14 protein-coding genes are annotated in these 18,171 nt (G+C 61.0%); 4 read left to right on the forward strand and 10 right to left on the reverse strand.

Annotated features, from left to right (window positions below; all coding sequences use genetic code 11):
- Positions 1–79 precede the first annotated feature (79 nt).
- Positions 80–1,921 (forward strand): dihydroxy-acid dehydratase, encoded by a 1,842-nt coding sequence (ilvD, locus tag ACA055_RS28465; RefSeq protein ID WP_497681566.1) that lies wholly within the window; start codon positions 80–82, stop codon positions 1,919–1,921.
- 195 nt (positions 1,922–2,116) lie between these two features.
- On the opposite strand, the gene ACA055_RS28470 is transcribed toward ilvD, so the two are convergent.
- Positions 2,117–3,172, reverse strand: coding sequence for an HAD family hydrolase (locus ACA055_RS28470; RefSeq protein ID WP_497681567.1), 1,056 nt, complete (start codon positions 3,170–3,172; stop codon positions 2,117–2,119).
- 254 nt (positions 3,173–3,426) lie between these two features.
- Between ACA055_RS28470 and ACA055_RS28475 the strand changes: the two genes are divergently transcribed.
- Positions 3,427–4,818: an L-cystine transporter gene (locus tag ACA055_RS28475; RefSeq protein WP_497681568.1), complete on the forward strand. Its 1,392-nt coding sequence runs from the start codon at positions 3,427–3,429 to the stop codon at positions 4,816–4,818.
- Between the two features lie 122 nt (positions 4,819–4,940).
- On the opposite strand, the gene ACA055_RS28480 is transcribed toward ACA055_RS28475, so the two are convergent.
- Positions 4,941–5,453, reverse strand: coding sequence for a dihydrofolate reductase (locus tag ACA055_RS28480; RefSeq protein ID WP_497681569.1), 513 nt, complete (start codon positions 5,451–5,453; stop codon positions 4,941–4,943).
- A gap of 85 nt (positions 5,454–5,538) precedes the next feature.
- Between ACA055_RS28480 and ACA055_RS28485 the strand changes: the two genes are divergently transcribed.
- Both ACA055_RS28485 and ACA055_RS28490 read left to right on the forward strand, forming a co-directional pair.
- Positions 5,539–6,909, forward strand: a complete 1,371-nt coding sequence (locus ACA055_RS28485) for a DUF2868 domain-containing protein (protein WP_497681570.1) — start codon at positions 5,539–5,541, stop codon at positions 6,907–6,909.
- Positions 6,902–8,278, forward strand: a complete 1,377-nt coding sequence (locus ACA055_RS28490) for a GTPase/DUF3482 domain-containing protein (RefSeq protein ID WP_497681571.1) — start codon at positions 6,902–6,904, stop codon at positions 8,276–8,278. The genes ACA055_RS28485 and ACA055_RS28490 overlap by 8 nt, the downstream gene beginning before the upstream one ends.
- A gap of 15 nt (positions 8,279–8,293) precedes the next feature.
- On the opposite strand, the gene ACA055_RS28495 is transcribed toward ACA055_RS28490, so the two are convergent.
- From ACA055_RS28495 to ACA055_RS28530, 8 genes are all read right to left on the reverse strand, one after another.
- Complete coding sequence (locus ACA055_RS28495; RefSeq protein ID WP_497681572.1) at positions 8,294–8,827, reverse strand: hypothetical protein; 534 nt, start codon at positions 8,825–8,827, stop codon at positions 8,294–8,296.
- A 138-nt stretch (positions 8,828–8,965) separates the two neighbouring features.
- Positions 8,966–9,523, reverse strand: coding sequence for a phosphonate degradation HD-domain oxygenase (locus tag ACA055_RS28500; RefSeq protein WP_497681573.1), 558 nt, complete (start codon positions 9,521–9,523; stop codon positions 8,966–8,968).
- On the reverse strand, positions 9,523–10,656 hold the full coding sequence (locus ACA055_RS28505; RefSeq protein WP_497681574.1) for a TIGR03364 family FAD-dependent oxidoreductase: 1,134 nt from the start codon (positions 10,654–10,656) through the stop codon (positions 9,523–9,525). The genes ACA055_RS28500 and ACA055_RS28505 overlap by 1 nt, the downstream gene beginning before the upstream one ends.
- Positions 10,657–10,802: 146 nt before the next feature.
- A complete protein-coding gene (locus ACA055_RS28510; protein WP_150659029.1) occupies positions 10,803–11,828 on the reverse strand; it encodes a putative 2-aminoethylphosphonate ABC transporter substrate-binding protein in 1,026 nt (341 codons plus the stop codon).
- A gap of 50 nt (positions 11,829–11,878) precedes the next feature.
- The gene (locus tag ACA055_RS28515; RefSeq protein ID WP_497681575.1) at positions 11,879–13,603 is read right to left on the reverse strand and encodes a putative 2-aminoethylphosphonate ABC transporter permease subunit; all 1,725 of its coding nucleotides are present in this window, start codon (positions 13,601–13,603) and stop codon (positions 11,879–11,881) included.
- Positions 13,603–14,679: a putative 2-aminoethylphosphonate ABC transporter ATP-binding protein gene (locus ACA055_RS28520; protein ID WP_497681576.1), complete on the reverse strand. Its 1,077-nt coding sequence runs from the start codon at positions 14,677–14,679 to the stop codon at positions 13,603–13,605. The genes ACA055_RS28515 and ACA055_RS28520 overlap by 1 nt, the downstream gene beginning before the upstream one ends.
- Before the next feature lie 258 nt (positions 14,680–14,937).
- Entirely contained in the window at positions 14,938–15,801 is an 864-nt protein-coding gene (locus ACA055_RS28525) for a LysR family transcriptional regulator (protein WP_497681577.1), read from the reverse strand.
- Positions 15,802–15,817: 16 nt separating this feature from the next.
- Positions 15,818–18,097: a heavy metal translocating P-type ATPase gene (locus ACA055_RS28530; protein ID WP_497681578.1), complete on the reverse strand. Its 2,280-nt coding sequence runs from the start codon at positions 18,095–18,097 to the stop codon at positions 15,818–15,820.
- Between the last annotated feature and the right edge of the window lie 74 nt (positions 18,098–18,171).

Consider the following 18,171-nt stretch of genomic DNA (forward strand, 5'->3'; position numbering starts at 1 on the left):
ACGGCCATTTCTGAGTGTTCCAGACGTCAATAGAAGCTCACTTCCCTTTTGATACCTGATTAGCCGCCCGGAGTGCTTCATGCCTGATTACCGCTCGAAAACATCCACCCACGGCCGCAACATGGCCGGTGCCCGCGCACTGTGGCGCGCCACGGGGATGAAAGATGACGACTTCAAAAAGCCGATCATCGCCATTGCCAACTCCTTCACCCAGTTCGTACCGGGCCACGTGCACCTCAAGGACCTGGGTCAACTGGTCGCCCGCGAAATCGAACGCGCCGGCGGCGTGGCAAAAGAATTCAACACCATCGCCGTGGATGACGGCATCGCCATGGGTCACGACGGCATGCTCTATTCGCTGCCGAGCCGCGAGATCATCGCCGACTCCGTCGAGTACATGGTCAACGCCCACTGCGCCGATGCCATCGTCTGCATCTCCAACTGCGACAAGATCACCCCTGGCATGCTCATGGCCGCCCTGCGCCTGAACATCCCGGTGATCTTCGTTTCCGGTGGGCCGATGGAAGCCGGCAAGACCAAACTGGCCAGCCACGGCCTCGACCTGGTCGACGCCATGGTGATCGCCGCCGACTCCAGCGCTTCTGACGAGAAAGTCGCCGAGTACGAGCGCAGCGCCTGCCCGACCTGCGGTTCGTGCTCAGGCATGTTCACCGCCAACTCGATGAACTGCCTGGTCGAAGCCCTGGGCCTGGCATTGCCGGGCAACGGTTCGACCCTGGCCACCCACAGCGACCGCGAACAGCTGTTCCTGCAAGCCGGCCGCACCATCGTCGAGCTGTGCAAGCGTTACTACGGCGAGAACGATGAGTCGGTATTGCCGCGCAACATCGCCAACTTCAAGGCATTCGAAAACGCGATGACCCTGGACATCGCCATGGGCGGTTCCACCAACACCATCCTGCACTTGCTGGCCGCAGCCCAGGAAGCCGAGATCGATTTCGACCTGCGCGACATCGACCGTCTCTCCCGTCATGTGCCGCAATTGTGCAAAGTCGCGCCGAACATCCAGAAGTACCACATGGAAGATGTGCACCGTGCCGGCGGGATCTTCAGCATCCTCGGTTCGCTGGCCCGTGGCGGCCTGCTGCACACCGACCTGCCGACCGTGCACAGCAAGAGCCTGGCCGAAGGCATCGCCAAGTGGGACATCACCCAGACCACCGACGAAGCGGTGCATCACTTCTTCAAGGCCGGCCCTGCGGGCATCCCGACGCAAACCGCGTTCAGCCAGTCGACCCGTTGGGAAACCCTGGACGACGACCGTGAAAACGGCTGCATCCGCAGTGTCGAACACGCCTACTCGAAAGAAGGCGGCCTGGCTGTTCTGTACGGCAACATCGCGCTGGACGGTTGCGTGGTGAAGACCGCTGGCGTCGACGAGTCGATCCATGTCTTCGAGGGAAACGCGAAGATCTACGAAAGCCAGGACAGCGCCGTACGCGGCATCCTCGCTGACGAAGTGAAGGCCGGCGACATCGTGATCATTCGTTACGAAGGCCCGAAAGGCGGCCCGGGCATGCAGGAAATGCTGTACCCGACGTCTTACCTGAAATCCAAAGGCCTGGGCAAAGATTGCGCCCTGCTCACCGACGGCCGTTTCTCTGGCGGCACCTCGGGCCTGTCCATCGGCCACGCTTCGCCTGAAGCCGCTGCGGGCGGTGCAATCGGTTTGGTGCAGGACGGCGACAAAGTGCTGATCGACATTCCGAACCGCTCGATCAATCTGTTGATCAGCGACGAAGAGTTGGCCGGACGTCGCGCCGAACAGGACCAGAAAGGCTGGAAACCAGTGGAAAAGCGTCCACGCAAAGTCACCACCGCACTGAAGGCTTACGCCCTGCTGGCGACCAGCGCCGACAAGGGTGCCGTGCGTAACAAGGCGATGCTCGACGGGCTGTAATACTTAACCGTTGAACAAAAAATGCCCCGCCAAGTGCGGGGCATTTTTTTGGCCTACTCGGTCAACTGTGGGAGCGAGCTTGCTCGCGAAGGCGGTGTGTCAGTCACCATCAATGCTGAAGGTGGCGGCCCCTTCGCGGGCAAGCCCGCTTCCACATTGGTTCGATGTTGTCTGTGAGAGTGAGCCTGGTCTCGGTTACTGGATTTCTTCAGGCTTGACGATCACCCAGTTTTTGTCCGCTGTCACCGGCAGCCCTTCCTTGGCCTGGGCCGCGGCGTGTTTGGCCATCATGCCGTTTATCTGGGTCATGTATTTGTCTTTGCGGTTGACCCACAAGTGGATACCGCCCTTGGCCACGTCAACATCGTGGAACAGCATGTAACCGTCGCTGGTCGGGGTGTCGCCGGCGACGAGCACCGGTTTTTTCCACTCATCGATGTAGGTCAGGATTGCCGCATGCTTGCCAGCCATCCAGGTCGCCGGCGTCCACAGGTACGGGGTCAGTTCGAGGCCGAGGTTGGCTTGCTCGTCATATTTGCCGGCGGTGACTTGCTTGCGTGCCGTGGTCAGTTCGCCGGTCTTGCGGTCCTTGAGCAGCAGAGTCACGCCGATCACGTTCTGCGGTTTGACGTTGTAGCCGTACTTCGGATCGGAAGCGACCATGCGCACCAGTTCTTCGGAAGCGGCGGTCATCACATAGACCTCGATGCCGTTCTCCATCAGTTTGGCGTAGAGCTCTTTCTGACCGGTGAAGATTTTCGGCGGATTGACGTCGAGGGTCTTGACCACGTCGCCCTCGTAATAAGTGCTCGGCACCGGTTTGCCGGACGCCATCAGTTCGTCGACATAGCCTTTGAGCTCTTTAAGCGTGAAGCCGGAGAACACCTGGGCGACCCATGGATAGCAAACCATGTCGTCGATTTCGCAGAGACGGTAGTAGTAGCTGAACAGGCTTTCCTTGTGTTCGGCGGTGTCTTTGAATGGCATCAGTTTCAGGGAGGGGTCGAGCTTCTCGCGGGTGATCAGGCCTTTGTTCTCCATGAACGGCAGCAACGACTCTTCGAGATCGTAGCGGTAACTGGTGTTGTCCATGTCGAACACCGCGTAGGCACCTTTGTTGGCGTTGGCCGCAATCATTGCGTCCAGCGCCTTGGCCTGATCGGCCGGCCAGTGTTTCAGGTCGGTGGCGAATACCTGGCTGGCAAGGCCCAGACAGAGTGCGACAGCCAGAAATTTCGGTACGAGCTTCATCGGCATGCTTCCCTTATTGAAAGACCTGATTCAAAGATATCGACGCTAACAAAATAGTGTGACAGTCCCCGCCTGCCAACGACCGCTCACGTCCCTTTCGCGTCAGTTGCATCCCTGACAGCGACACCGGCTTATTCCAAAAACGACAGTTAACAGACTTTTTTGATATTAATTCATTAGATATCAAGCTGTTAGGCTTCCCGGTTCGCAGCTGCCCCGGAAGGTGGCTGGCACAAGTCTTTATCGGAGTTCCAATGAATCTGCCGCTGACTCTCAATCTGCTGGTATTCCTCGCCCTGCTCTTTGGCTTGGCGCAAACCCGTCACACCAACTGGAGCCTGGCGAAAAAAGTTCTGCTCGCGCTGGTGCTGGGCGTGGTGTTCGGTGTCGCTTTGCACACGATTTATGGTGCCGGCAACCCGGTGCTGAAAAAATCCATTGGCTGGTTCGATCTGGTGGGCAACGGCTACGTGCAGTTGCTGCAAATGATCGTGATCCCGCTGGTGTTCGCCTCGATCCTCAGCGCCGTGGCCCGCCTGCACAACGCCTCGTCACTGGGCAAGATCAGCTTCCTGACCATCGGCACGCTGCTGTTCACCACCGCCATCGCGGCGCTGATCGGTATCGGCCTGACCAACCTGTTCGCCCTCACCGCTGAAGGTCTTGTCGCCGGCACTCAGGAAATGGCGCGTCTGCAAACCATCCAGACCGACTACGCGGGCAAGGTCGCTGACCTGAATGTGCCGCAACTGTTGCTGTCGTTCATCCCGCAGAACCCGTTCGCCGATCTGGCCCGGGCCAAGCCGACCTCGATCATCAGCGTGGTGATCTTCGCTGCATTCCTTGGGGTCGCGGCGCTGCAACTGCTCAAAGATGACGTCGAAAAAGGTCAGAAAGTGATCAACGCCATCGACACCCTGCAAGCCTGGGTGATGCGTCTGGTGCGTCTGGTGATGAAGTTGACCCCGTACGGTGTATTGGCGCTGATGACCAAAGTGGTCGCCGGTTCCAACTTGCAGGACATCATCAAGCTCGGCAGTTTCGTGGTGGTTTCTTACATCGGCCTGGGCCTGATGTTTGTGGTCCATGGCGTGCTGGTGTCGGCGGCCGGGATCAACCCGCTGCGTTTCTTCCGCAAGATCTGGCCGGTACTGACGTTTGCCTTCACCAGCCGGTCCAGCGCCGCGACGATTCCGCTAAGCATTGAAGCGCAGACCAGCCGTTTGGGGATTCCGCAGTCCATCGCCAGTTTCGCCGCCTCGTTCGGCGCAACTATTGGCCAGAACGGTTGCGCCGGTCTGTACCCGGCGATGTTGGCGGTGATGGTGGCGCCGACCGTGGGCATCAACCCGCTGGACCCGTTGTGGATCGCGACGTTGGTGGCGATTGTCACGCTGAGTTCGGCCGGTGTGGCCGGGGTTGGCGGAGGCGCGACGTTTGCCGCGCTGATCGTGTTGCCGGCGATGGGTTTGCCGGTGTCACTGGTGGCGTTACTGATTTCGGTTGAGCCGCTGATCGATATGGGGCGCACGGCGTTGAACGTCAGTGGTTCGATAACTGCCGGTGCGATTACCAGTCAGGTCATGCAGCAGACGGATAAAGAGTTGCTGGATGCGGATGAGCATGCAGAGTTGGCTCACGCTTAGGGCTTTCAGCGACAGTGCGGGCCTCTTCGTGGGCAAGCCCGCTCCCACAGTTGGTCTCGGGCGTTCACAAATGCTGTGTTCACCACAGAACTAATGTGGGAGCGGGCTTGCTCGCGAAGCTCTTAAGCCTTTTCCCAAACCTCAAAGTTGTACGCCGGCTTGTCATCCACGGCCGGATTCTCGATGTTCGACACCAGTTTCCATTCCTTCAAATCAAACTCCGGAAACCAGGCATCTCCGACCGGGCTCAACGCCACGCGAGTCAGGTACAGCCGATCGGCCTGTGCCAGCCCTTGCGCATACAACTGCGCCCCACCAATCAGCATCACCTCATCGACGCCCTGCTCGTTCGCCCATTCCTGCGCCCGAACAACGGCAGCCTCCAGCGACGGATAAACCTCCGCGCCTTCCAGTTGCAGATCCGTCTGGCGGCTGACCACGATGTTCAAGCGGCCCGGCAGCGGACGACCGAGGGAATCCCAGGTCTTGCGCCCCATGATGATCGGCTTGCCGAGCGTGGTGGCCTTGAAGTATTTGAAGTCCCTCGGCAAGTGCCAGGGCATGCTGTTGTCGACGCCGATCACGCGGTTTTCACCGAGGGCTGCGATCAGGCTGAGGGGGAGTGATTTAGTCATGCCGGCGAGGATACCAGAGCCTCCCGTACCCCGATAAGCGTCACAGCGGTTATGCTCACAGCTCAATTGAGCGACGGGATGCTGCGTGACTGAACTGAATAACCTCTGGCTGACGGAAACCGTTCGCCTGCGTGAAGAGCACGCCGGCAACCTGGATGATCTGGAAGCCAACCGACTGGCCCGCAGCGCGGGCGGTGACCTGCCGACACGCATTCAACGCCGCGCCCTGTGGCTGGCCGAGCGCGATGGACTGACCGCTGCCCTCAAACACTGGCTGCAAGGGGCGCGACTGGCGCTGATCGTCATGGCGGTGCTTGCCGTTGTCAGCGGCGCCGGTCTGGCGTTTGCCGCAATGGGCGACGGACAAACTCCGGTGAATGTGTTCTGGGCCTTGGGCAGTCTGCTCGGGCTGAACCTGATTCTGCTGCTGAGCTGGGCACTCGGCCTGGTGTTTGCCGGTGAACACGGCGCCACGCTGGGACGCTTGTGGCTGTGGCTCAGTGAAAAACTCGCCCGCGATGCCAAAGCCGCGCAACTGGCGCCGGCCCTGCTGTTGTTATTGCAACGACAGAAACTCAATCGCTGGGCCCTCGGCGTACTGGTCAATGGCTTGTGGTTGCTGGCGATGCTCAGCGCCCTGGTGATTCTGCTGACGCTGCTGGCGACCCGGCGTTACGGCTTCGTCTGGGAAACCACGATCCTCGGCGGCGACACTTTCGTCGCCATGACCCAGGCCCTCGGCACGCTGCCCGCCCTGCTGGGTTTCAGCGTGCCCACCGTCGAGATGATCCGCGCCAGTGGCGATGCTGCGCTGAACATTGAAAGCGCCCGACAGGCCTGGGCGGCGTGGCTGGTGGGCGTGCTGCTGGTCTACGGCGTGCTACCGCGTTTGTTGCTGGCGCTGTTTTGCCTGTGGCGTTGGAAAACCGGTCAAGCGGCATTGCGCCTGGATTTAAACCTGCCCGGTTACGCCCAACTGCGCGAACGCCTGATGCCCACCAGCGAACGCCTGGGCATCAGCGATGCTGCGCCTGCACAACTTCATCGCGTGGAAAGCGGTGTCAGTGAACAGCAAAGCGACGGCGCTCTGCTGGTCGCCATCGAGCTGGACGATCAACGCCCGTGGCCACCGCCACTGCCGAAAACCGTGAACAACGCCGGCATCCTCGACAGTCGCGAATCGCGGCACAAACTCCTCGAACAACTGAGCCGTTTTCCTCCCGCCCGTCTGGCCATCGCTTGCGACCCACGGCGCTCGCCGGATCGCGGCAGCCTGGCGCTGATCGCCGAGCTGGCGCGCAGCGCAACTGCGACCCGCGTCTGGTTGCTGCAAGCGCCACCCGGAGAAGCGCTGGACGCCGAACGCCTCGGTGACTGGCACGTAGCCCTGCAACAGCTGAACCTGCCGTTCGCCGATTGCGCACCGTTGAACTGGCTGGAGAGTGGTCATGACTAAGCCCTGGAAACCGCCCTTGAAGCTGGCGGTGGTCGGCCACACCAACGTCGGTAAAACGTCGTTGCTGCGCACCCTGACCCGGGATGTCGGCTTCGGCGAGGTGTCCCATCGCCCCAGCACCACGCGACACGTCGAAGGCGCGCGGTTGTCGGTGGACGGCGAACCCTTGCTCGACCTGTTCGACACGCCGGGCCTTGAAGACGCCATCGCCCTGCTCGACTACTTAGAACGCCTTGAGCGCCCCGGCGAGCGGCTCGACGGCCCGGCACGACTGGCGCGTTTTCTTGAGGGAAGTGAAGCGCGCCAGCGTTTCGAACAGGAAGCCAAAGTACTGCGCCAACTGCTCACCTGCGATGCCGGGCTGTATGTGATCGATGCCCGCGAGCCGGTGCTGGCCAAGTACCGCGACGAACTGGAAGTGCTGGCCAGCTGCGGCAAACCGCTGCTGCCGGTGCTGAATTTCGTCAGCAGCGCCAACCACCGCGCGCCGGACTGGCGCGAAGCATTGGCGCGCCTGGGTTTGCACGCCTTGGTGCGATTCGACAGCGTCGCGCCTCCTGAGGACGGCGAACGGCGACTCTATGAAAGTCTCGCCTTGTTGCTGGAAAACTCCCGCGAACAACTGGAGCGGCTGATTGCCGATCAACAGGCCCAACGACTCGCTCGTCAGCAGAGTGCGGTGCGGCTGATTGCTGAATTGTTGATCGACTGCGCCGCTTGCCGCCGCAGCGTGGCCAGCGATGCCGCGCTGGAACAGCAAGCCATCAGCGAACTGCGCACCGCCGTTCGGCAACGGGAACAGCGCTGCGTCGAAGCCCTGCTCAAGCTCTACGCCTTTCGCCCACAGGACGCCGCGGCCAGTGATCTGCCGCTGCTCGATGGCCGCTGGGGAGATGACCTGTTCAACCCGGAAACCCTCAAGCAGTTGGGCGTGCGAGTCGGTGGAGGGATCGCGGCCGGCGCGGCAGCCGGGGCCGGGGTCGACTTGCTGGTGGGCGGCCTGACCCTTGGCGCAGCAGCACTGGCCGGCGCGATTGCCGGCGGTGCGCTACAAACCGCACGCAGCTATGGCAGCCGGTTGCTGGGCAAGATCAAAGGCCAGCGCGAACTGACCGTCGACGACAGCGTGCTGCGGCTGTTGGCGTTGCGCCAGCGGCAACTGCTGCAGGCGCTGAATGCCCGTGGACATGCGGCGATGGACAGCATTCAGGTGGCCGCGCCCCAGGACAAGACGTGGCGCGAAGGCAAACTGCCCGAGCCACTGAACAAGGCGCGGGCGCATCCGCAGTGGTCGTCGCTCAATCCTCATCCGAAGTTGAGCCAGGCTGAGCGCCAAGAGCAAATCGAGGTGCTGGCGCAGCAAATCTGAAAACAGCTCAGGCAATCATTTCCAGCGGAACTGGAGGAAAACCTCGGCCATGCGCTGTACCAACCGGTCATCCACACCGTCAATGACACCGTCCTGATTGATGTCGTGGTGGATGTTCCATTCAAGCTTGCCGTCATTGTCCAGATCATACGCGGCGTGCCAGGACACCAGACTGCGCTCGTCCGCCACCGGCCCACCTTCGTGAAGGTGGAGCCGTACCGTGTCCGGCGTGCCATCGGTATAAAAATCTTCCGCGTAGATCTTCAGATAGCGCTTCCAGACCGCACCACGATTAAACCAGTTCAGTTTCAGGACAGCGTTGGCAAAGCTTTCCAGCAGTCGTTCGTCTACCGTGTTCTCCCGGCCATTGTTTGTCACATCTCCAATCTTGTAATCGACTTTGCCGTCGCCGTTGAGATCGAGCGCCAACGCCGTATTGCTCAGAATTGCTGCAGCCCCTGCTTCGGGCTGCTCAAAAAAATGTAGAAACACTGTATCCGCCTTGCCGTTACGAAGACGATCCTGGGCTGTCACCTGTAAATAGCGCATATGGACTCCATCCAAATTGAGACCCAACGCTATTCTTCAGGGCCCATTGCCCGATGCAGTCCTCAGTGCATGTGGCGTGTCGGAAATCTCTTCTTTTCAGTGTCGACTTCGGCAAAGACCGCACCTCGTCCCACAGCCCTAGGCCACCAACAGGCGCAACGCCTTCTCCTTCAACACCTCCAGATCGATCACCGGCACCCACATCTCCTTGGCCTGCTCATCCCACTGACGCATGCGCAGGCTGATCGCGCACAACGGATCCCGCTCGAAGGCTTCAGCCTCGGCCGCGGTCATCACTCCGCCCTGATATTCCAGGGTCCGGCGACTGGCCTCGCTCAAGCGCTCGTAGTACCCCGGCTCTTTGAGTGTCAGATAACGCTTGGCCTGCACGTGATATTCCACCAATCGCGCCATGCGGTCGCTGAAACCGGCGCAACGCAGGTAATCGGCGCCCAACCGTTCATGGCTGACCACACCGAAGCCACCCATGTTTTCCGCGTTCTCGGCACAGATATGCCCGATGTCGTGAAAGAACGCCGCCAGCACCACTTCGTCATCGAAGCCTTCAGCCATGGCCAGTTCAGCTGCCTGGGACATGTGCTCAATCTGCGACACCGGTTCGCCGATGTAATCGCTGTCGCCAAAGCGCTCGTACAACGCGAACACCTCGGCGATCACTTGCTCATTGCGGTCCATCAAAGGTCCTCCAATAAAATAGCGACGTTACGCTCGGCCATCGCCGGCCCGACACTCATACCGACGCCGGTGTGCATCAGCGCCACACTCAAACCCGGAGCCGGCCGCAGGAACGAAAACGGTCCCGGCCCCCGTGAACCATAGACACCCTGCCAGCGTTCGACCACTTGCACCTTGCAACCCAACGTTTGCTCCGCGAGTTCGAGCATCCAGTCGTCCACCTGTTCGGCATTGAATGGCGACGGGTCACCGCCGTAATGGTGGGAATCGCCGATGATCAATTCGCCATAAGGCGTCGGACTGATCAGCAGGTGAATGCCGTTTTCATGCAGGTGCGGCGCGTCGCGCAGAATCTGCGCCTGCACCGCAGCCGCTTCCGGCAAATCGGCGAAGGCCCCGTAGTGCACGCAACTCAAACCGGTGAGCAGTGCATGTTGCAGGTTGAGATTGATCTGTGGTCGGGCGCGGAGCATTTGCAGACGGCAGATTTGCGGGTTGAGTTCGGCGATCGGCTCGGCCAGCAACGTCTGATAATCGTGACCGGAGCAGACGATGATCTGCTCGGCGCTGAAAGTGCCGGCGGTGCTGTGCAAGCGGCCCGGTTCGAGGTCGCGCACCAGGGTGGAGAAATGAAACCGCACGCCCAGTTCGCGGCGCAGGTAGTCGATCAGCGCCGGAATCGCTTCGCGGGAATACAGTTGCTGATCGTCCATGCCGTGCAACGCGGCGCGGTGATGGCGGAACTGTCCGCTATACAAATCGCGTAAGGCAGCACCGCGCAGCAGGTCGACGCGGTAACCGTGCGCCACCGCGCGACCGCCGCAGAAAACTTCCAGCAGGTGTTCTTCGGCTTCGGTGCGGGCGAACAGGTACGAGCCGTTGCGCTTGAGTTGCAGGCCGGCGAGCCGGGCCCATTGGCCCCAGATTTCGCGGCTGGCCCGTGCCAGATCCAGCATCGGCCCCGGTGGCTGGCCGGTGACCAGTGCCTGGCCGAAGTTGCGCACCGAGGCGCCCAAAGGCGTTTCGCTGCGCTCGAAAACCGTGACCTTGAGGCCACGTTTGGCGGCGGCGTAGGCGTGGGACAAGCCGAGAATGCCGGCGCCGACGATGAGCATGTCGTTGTGTTGTGTCATGAAGAGATGTCCTGAATTCGAGACCGCTTTCGCGAGCAAGCCCGCTCCCACATTGGATCTCCAGCGGACACTGAATTTGTGAACGACACAGATCAAACGTGGGAGCGGGCTTGCTCGCGAAGAGGCCCTGTCAGCCGATAAAGATCTTACTTCGCAGCCACTTTTTCGGACTTGCCGTCATACCGCTTGCGCCATTCAGTGAGGATCTCGTCGCGATTCTTCGACGCCCAGGCAAAGTCGTTCTTGATCAAGCGCTGCTCATAATCCGCCGGCAATTCGGTCTGTGGCTTGGCGATGCCCGGCTGAGCGAGCACGGCGAAGTTCTCTTTATAAAGCTCCATCGCCGCCGGGCTGGCGGAGAAGTCAGCGAGTTTCTTCGCTGCCTCTTCGTGCGGTGTGCCTTTGATCACGGCCGTGGCTTCGATCTCCCAGCCCAGGCCTTCTTTCGGCAGGATGATGTCCAGTGGCGCGCCCTGGCGTTTCAACTGAACGGCCGGGTATTCGAAGGAAATGCCGATCGGGAATTCACCGGCCGCAGCGAGTTTGCACGGCTTGGAACCGGAGTGAACGTACTGGCCGATGTTCTGGTGCAGGTCGTCCATGTACTGCCAGCCCTGCTTCTCGCCGAAGGTTTGCAACCACGCGCTGACGTCGAGGAAACCGGTGCCGGACGAGGCCGGGTTCGGCATGACGATTTTGCCTTTGTACTCAGGCTTGGTCAGGTCCTGCCAGCTCACCGGTTTGCTCAAACCCTGCTTCTCGGCTTCCACGGTGTTGAAGCAAATGGTCGCGGCCCAGACGTCCATGCCGACCCAGGCCGGCGGGTTGGCGGCGTCGCGGTAGTTGCCGCCGATCTTGCCCAGGTCCTTCGGCGCGTAGCTTTGCAGCATGCCTTGCTGATCGAGGATCGCCAGGCTCGATGCCGCCAGGCCCCACACGGCATCCGCCTGCGGACGGGCCTTTTCGGCCAGCAACTTGGCGGTGATGATGCCGGTGGAATCACGTACCCACTTGATCTCGACATCCGGGTTGGCCTTTTCGAAGGCTTCTTTATAGGTCTTCAGTTGTTCGGCTTCGAGGGCGGTGTACACCGTCAACTCGGTTTTCGCCGCGAAGGCGTTCAGGCTGAAAGCGGTGAGGACAGCAGCGGCCAGGGCCAGGGGCTTGAACATGATCTTTTCCTGTTTTGAGTTGAGGGGCTTTCGGTTTTAGGAGCAGCGAATCAATTGCCGGGCGCGGTTTGCCGCCAGGCCTGGGAGCGGCGCAGCAAGCCGCGCGAGGCCCAGGCCAGCAGCAGGGACACGCCCGGCGAGGTGATCAGAATCAGGGTCGACATCGCCGCCGCGCCGCCGACGTTGCCGGCGTCGTCCATGTTCAGCACTGCCACCGCCGCGAGGATGGTGTCGGGGCTATAGAGGAAGATCGCCGCCGAAACAGTGGTCATGGCCGAGACGAACAGGTAACGCACAATGTCCAGCAGCGCCGGCAGGCAGATCGGCACGGTGACGCGCAGGTAGTGCCGGTACAGCGGCGCCTTGAGCGACAGCGCGGCGGCTTCGAACTCGGCATCGAGCTGACGCAGCGCGGTGGTGGCGGTCATTTGCGCGGTGGTCAGATAGTGCGCAATAGTGCAGACCACCAACAGGGTCATGGTCCCGTAGAGCACATGCAGCGGGTTGCCGGTGAGGTTGAAGAAGAAAACGTAACCCAGGCCGAGCACCAGACCTGGCACCGCCATCGGTACGAAACTGAGCATGCGCAGCGTCAGATTCAGTCCGCGTTGGCCCTTGGTTTTTTCCATCAGGTAGGCGCCGGTGAAGATCAGCACGCTGCCGATCAACGCCGTGCACAGGGCCATCTTCACGCTGTTGCCGTAGGCCAGCCACCCGCCGCCCGCCGTGTCGTTGAACTGGTAATGGTTGAGCGACAGCGACAGGTTGTACGGCCAGAATTTTACCAGCGACGAGTACACCGCCATGCCGAACACCAACAGCAACACCGCGCAGATCAACAACACGATGGCCAGGTAACAGCCGTCCCGCAGCTTCGATGGCGCCGGTTTAAAGACTTGTGCGCGGCCACTCATGGAATCGCCATGACGCCGACGCAACCAGGCATCGACCGCAAAACTGAACAGCGCCGGCAATAACAGCACCATGCCGATCAACGCGCCGCGACCGAATTGTTGCTGGCCGACCACGGCTTTGTAGGCTTCCAGCGCCAGCACCTGATAGTCGCCGCCGACCACCACGGGCACGCCGAAGTCGGTGATGGTCAGGGTGAACACCAGGCAAAACGCCGCGAATACCGCCTGACGAGTCGCCGGCCAGGTGATGCTGCGAAAGGCTTTTGCCGGACTGGCGCCCATGCTGGAGGCGGCGTCGAACAGTCGCGCATCTGCCAGGGAAAGCGCCGACAGCAGAATCATCAACGCGTGTGGGAAGGTGTAGATCACCTCGCCCAGAACAATGCCCCAGAAACCGTAGATGTTGTCCGAGAGCAAACCACGCAACATGCCCTGGTTGCCGAACAGATAAACCAGCGCAATGCCCGGCAACATCGACGGCGCCATCAGCGGCAAAAGCGACATCCCACGCCAAATGCCTTTACCTGGAATCAACGTACGTTGCAGGGCGTAGGCAAACAGGTAGGCCAGCGGTACGACAATCGCCGCGACGCTGAGGGAAACTTTCAGGCTATTGCCGAGCAGCCAGTGGAAGTTCGCGCTGGTCACCAGTTCTCGGGCGGCCACCAGACCACCGCCCTGCCCGGCTTCAGAACTGAAGCCGCGCCAGAAGATCGCCAGCAACGGCATCAATACCGCGACGCCGAGCAATATCAGCAAAAGGAGTTTTCCGCCGACCACGAACACCCGGTCGCCGAACTCGGCACGGGAGGTCTGCCGAACCTGCTTGCGCGGTATCGGCAACGCGATGTGCGCGCTCATCAGGCAAACACCTGCAAGCTGCGCGGCGGCAAGGCGACCATGATCTGCTGCGCGCCGAGGCGCGGCATGGCTTCCGGCGCAAGCTCCGCCAGCAATGCGTGGCCCGGTAGTTGATCGAGTTCGAAGCTCATGCGGCAGCGGTTGCCGAGGAAAGTGATTTCGCGAACCTTGGCCGGGAACAGGTTTTCTTCATGCACCGGCGGGTTGACGTTGATCGCCTCGGGACGGCAGAACAAACGGCCGGACGCGGTTTTGGCACAGCCTTCAGCCAGGCGCATGTTCATCCCGCCGACCCGGGCATGGCTGTCGCTGCTGCGGTGGAATGGCAGCCAGTTGCCCTGACCGACGAACTCCGCCACAAACGGCGTCGCCGGGTGGTCGTAGATTTCCTGGGGCGTGGCGTACTGCTCGACCTTGCCGTTGTTCATCACGGCAATGCGGTCGGCCATCAGCATGGCTTCGTCCTGATTGTGCGTGACCATCAACGTGGTGATGCCGAGGTTGCGTTGGAGTTGGCGCAGTTCGGTGCATAGATGCTCGCGAACCCGGGCGTCTAGGGCGGACATTGGTTCGTCGAGCAACAACAACGAAGGTGCGGGCGCCAGGGCTCGAGCCAGTGCGACACGTTGCTGTTGGCCGCCGGACAATTGGCCGGGGTACTTTTTCTCACTGCCCATCAGGCCTACCAGTTCCAACATCTGACCGACGCGCTGGCGCACTTCATCGCGACCACTGCCGGCGAGGCCGTAGGCGATATTCGCTTCGACGGTGAGATTGGGGAACAGCGCGTAGGACTGAAACAGAATGCCGTAGTCCCGAGCCTGGGGTGCCAGGTGGGAAACGTCGCGATCGCCGAGGTACAACTCGCCGCTGTCCTGCTTCTCCAGGCCGGCGATGCAGCGCAACAAAGTGGTTTTCCCGCAGCCCGACGGACCGAGCAGACACACCAGTTCACCCGCCGCCACGTCGAGGGAAACGTTATCCAGCGCGGTGAAAGCGCCGAAGCGTTTCTGCACACCGCGCACTTTCATCGGTGCGCCGGGGTTGGTCAGGGCAGTTGCGATCGAGTGATTCATGGACAGGCCTCATCAAGCAGATGAGGGTCATCCTAGGGATGCAATGCGTCGGTCATGTGGCAGTGAGGCAAAAACGGCTGATAGTGGTATTCGGGGATTTGGGTTGAGTCTTCAAAGCAGGTGGGGCCTGGGCTGACGCCTTCGCGAGCAAGCCCGCTCCCACATTGGATCGGTGTCGTACACAAAATCTTTGATCACTGGAGATCAACTGTAGGAGCGGGCTTGCTCGCGAATAGGCCAGAACAGTCGCCGCAATTCTCAGGCCGGCGCCATCTCCTGCGCCAACCCCAAAAACGCCGCCGGCAACCGCGCACCTTTTCGCTCCTTGAGGCAGTACAAATACTCGGGAATCTGCGGCGCATTCTCGATGGTCAGCACCCGCAATTGCGGATCATGGGGCACTTCCTGCCGGGCAATGATGCTAATGCCGATGTTGCGCAGCACCGCCTCACGAATCGACTCACGGCTGCCGATCTCCAGCAACGGCCCGAAACTCACCCCGGCGCTGGCCAGCAATTCCTCGGTCAGCCGCCGTGTAGTCGAACCGGATTCACGCATCAACAGCGTATGCCCGGCCAATGCGCTGAGCGGCACATGCTCATGCACCGCCAGCGGATGATTACGATGCACCGCCAGCACCAGCGGATCGCTGCCGAGCACCCGGCGAATCAGTCGCGCATCGTCGAGCAACTGCGAGGACGCCGCGACGTCCACCCGGTAATCCTCCAGCGCTTCGAGCACTTGCTGGGAGTTACCGATTTCTACCGACACCTCCACGTGCGGCAGGCGCTCGCGGAAGGTTTTCACCAGATCGAGAATGTAATACGGCGCGGTGGCGGCGATGCGCAAGGTGCCTTGGACCTGACCGCTGTTGCGCAGGAAAAACTCGATATCGGCTTCCTGCTGCAGCAGCGCCTTGACCATCGGCAGCAACCGCGCGCCTTCATCGCTGACGCTGAGACGGCGGCCGCCACGGTAGAACAATTCAACCGAGTACTGACTTTCCAGGTGCCGAATCTGAGTCGTCACCGTCGGTTGGCTCAGGCCGAGCTTTTTCGCCGCCAGGGTAATGCTGCCCAGGCGGGCAACCATATAAAACGCCTTCAGCTCGGCACTCAGCACACCCTTCCCCCATCGTCTATTTGCGCAGCAGGCGCAAACCGTTGAACACCACCAACAGGCTCACGCCCATGTCAGCGAACACTGCCATCCACATGGTAGCGAGCCCGGCGAAGGTTACCCCAAGAAAGATCGCTTTGATGATCAATGCCAGGGCGATGTTCTGTTTGAGGATGGTCGAGGTCTGCCGCGACAGACGGATGAAGGTTGGAATCTTGCGCAGATCGTCGTCCATCAGGGCGACATCGGCCGTTTCAATGGCGGTATCGGTGCCAGCAGCGGCCATGGCGAAACCGATCTCGGAACGGGCCAGCGCCGGCGCATCATTGATACCGTCGCCAACCATGCCGACCCGATGTCCCTGTGCATAAAGCGCCTCGATGGCTTGCAGTTTGTCTGTTGGCAGCAGATCGCCCTGGGCCTGATCAATGCCGACTTGCGCGGCAATTGCCTGGGCGGTGTGCACGTTGTCGCCGGTCAGCATCAGGGTTTTGATGCCCAGGTCGTGTAGTTGCTGGATCGCTTCGCGGCTGGACTCTTTCACCGTATCCGCCACCGCAAACAGTGCCAACGGGCCGGATTGGTCGAGCAACAACACTACGGACTTGCCCTGTTTCTCCAGCGCGAACAGCTTCTCTTCCAGGGCGGGCGAGCACAGACCCAGGTCTTCCACCAAGCGGTGATTGCCCAAGTGGTAGGTCTGACCGTTGATGTCGCCGCGTACACCGCGACCGGCCAACGCTTCAAAGTTATCCACAACCAGCGGCGCGAATTGTTTATCCACAGCCGCGTTGGCGATGGCCAGCGACACCGGGTGATCCGAGCGACCGGCCAGCGCCGCCGCAATGGCCGGGGCAGTTTCATCAGCGGTTGGATCAAGGGACAGATAGTCGGTCTGCACCGGTTTGCCGTGGGTGATGGTGCCGGTCTTGTCCAGCGCCAGGTAATCAAGTTTATGACCACCCTCCAGATAAACGCCGCCCTTGACCAGAATTCCTTTGCGCGCCGCCGCCGCGAGTCCGCTGACGATAGTGACTGGCGTAGAAATCACCAACGCGCAAGGGCACGCAACCACCAGCAACACCAACGCCCGGTAGATCCAGTCGAACCAAAGCGCGCCCATGAACAACGGCGGAATCACCGCGACAGCCAGTGCGAAAATGAACACGGCGGGCGTGTAGATTTTCGAAAACTGGTCAACGAAACGCTGGGTCGGGGCCCGCGCACCCTGGGCCTGTTCAACGGCGTGGATGATCCGCGCCAGGGTCGAATTGTTTGCCGCAGCGGTCACGGCGTATTCCAGCGAACCGGCCTGATTGATGGTGCCGGCGAAGACCTTGTCGCCGATGGTTTTCTCCACCGGCAGACTTTCGCCGGTGATCGGTGCCTGATCGATGGTCGAACTGCCCGAAACCACTTCGCCATCCAGGCCGATCCGCTCACCGGGCCGCACCCGCACCCGGGCGCCCAGCTCGATGATTTTGACATCCTGCGCGACCCAGCCACCGTCAGCCTGCTGCACCGTGGCCTGTTCCGGCGTCATTTGCATCAGACCGCTGATGGCGTTGCGTGCGCGATCAAGCGACCTGGCCTCGATCAACTCGGCCACGGTGAACAGGAACATCACCATCGCCGCTTCCGGCCACTGGCCGATCAGGATCGCGCCCGTCACCGCGATGCTCATCAGTGCATTGATGTTCAGGTTGAAGTTTTTCAGGGCGATCCAGCCCTTCTTATAAGTACTGAGGCCGCCGCTGAGGATCGAAACCAGCGCAATAATCGCCACCACCCAGTCCGGCGCAGCATTGGTAAAGTGGATGACTTCCGCAGTCACCGCACCAACACCGGACAGCGCCAGCGGCCACCAGGGCTTGTTCTCGGGAGCCGGCGTTGGCATTTCAACGCCCTGCTCCATCGGCTCGGCCTGCATGCCGAGGGACTTGATCGCATCGATGATCGGCGCGGTGTCAGGCAAGTCGTGGGTCACGCCCAGCACCCGGTTGATCAGGTTGAATTCCAGCTGTTGCACACCTGCCAGTTTGCCGAGTTTGTTCTGAATCAGCGTTTGCTCGGTCGGGCAATCCATCGCGTCGATACGGAAACTGCTCAGCCGCGAACCGGCGGTCGGGGTTTCGCTCAACTTGATCAGCGACGGCGCCGCCAACTTGGAGGAACAGCAAGAATCCCCGTGGCTGCCATGATCATGCTTCTGCACAGGCTGCAGCTTGTGGCTGTGATCGTGATCGTGATCGTGATCGTGGCCAGCCTCGGGTTTGTGGGTGTGAAGGGAATCGCTCATCGGGTCGCGTCCATGAAGGTGCCTGTTGCCAAGTAAAGACCCTGTAGCCACTATAGGGTCAACCACCTATTTGG

The organism is Pseudomonas sp. LBUM1657, assembly GCF_059716075.1.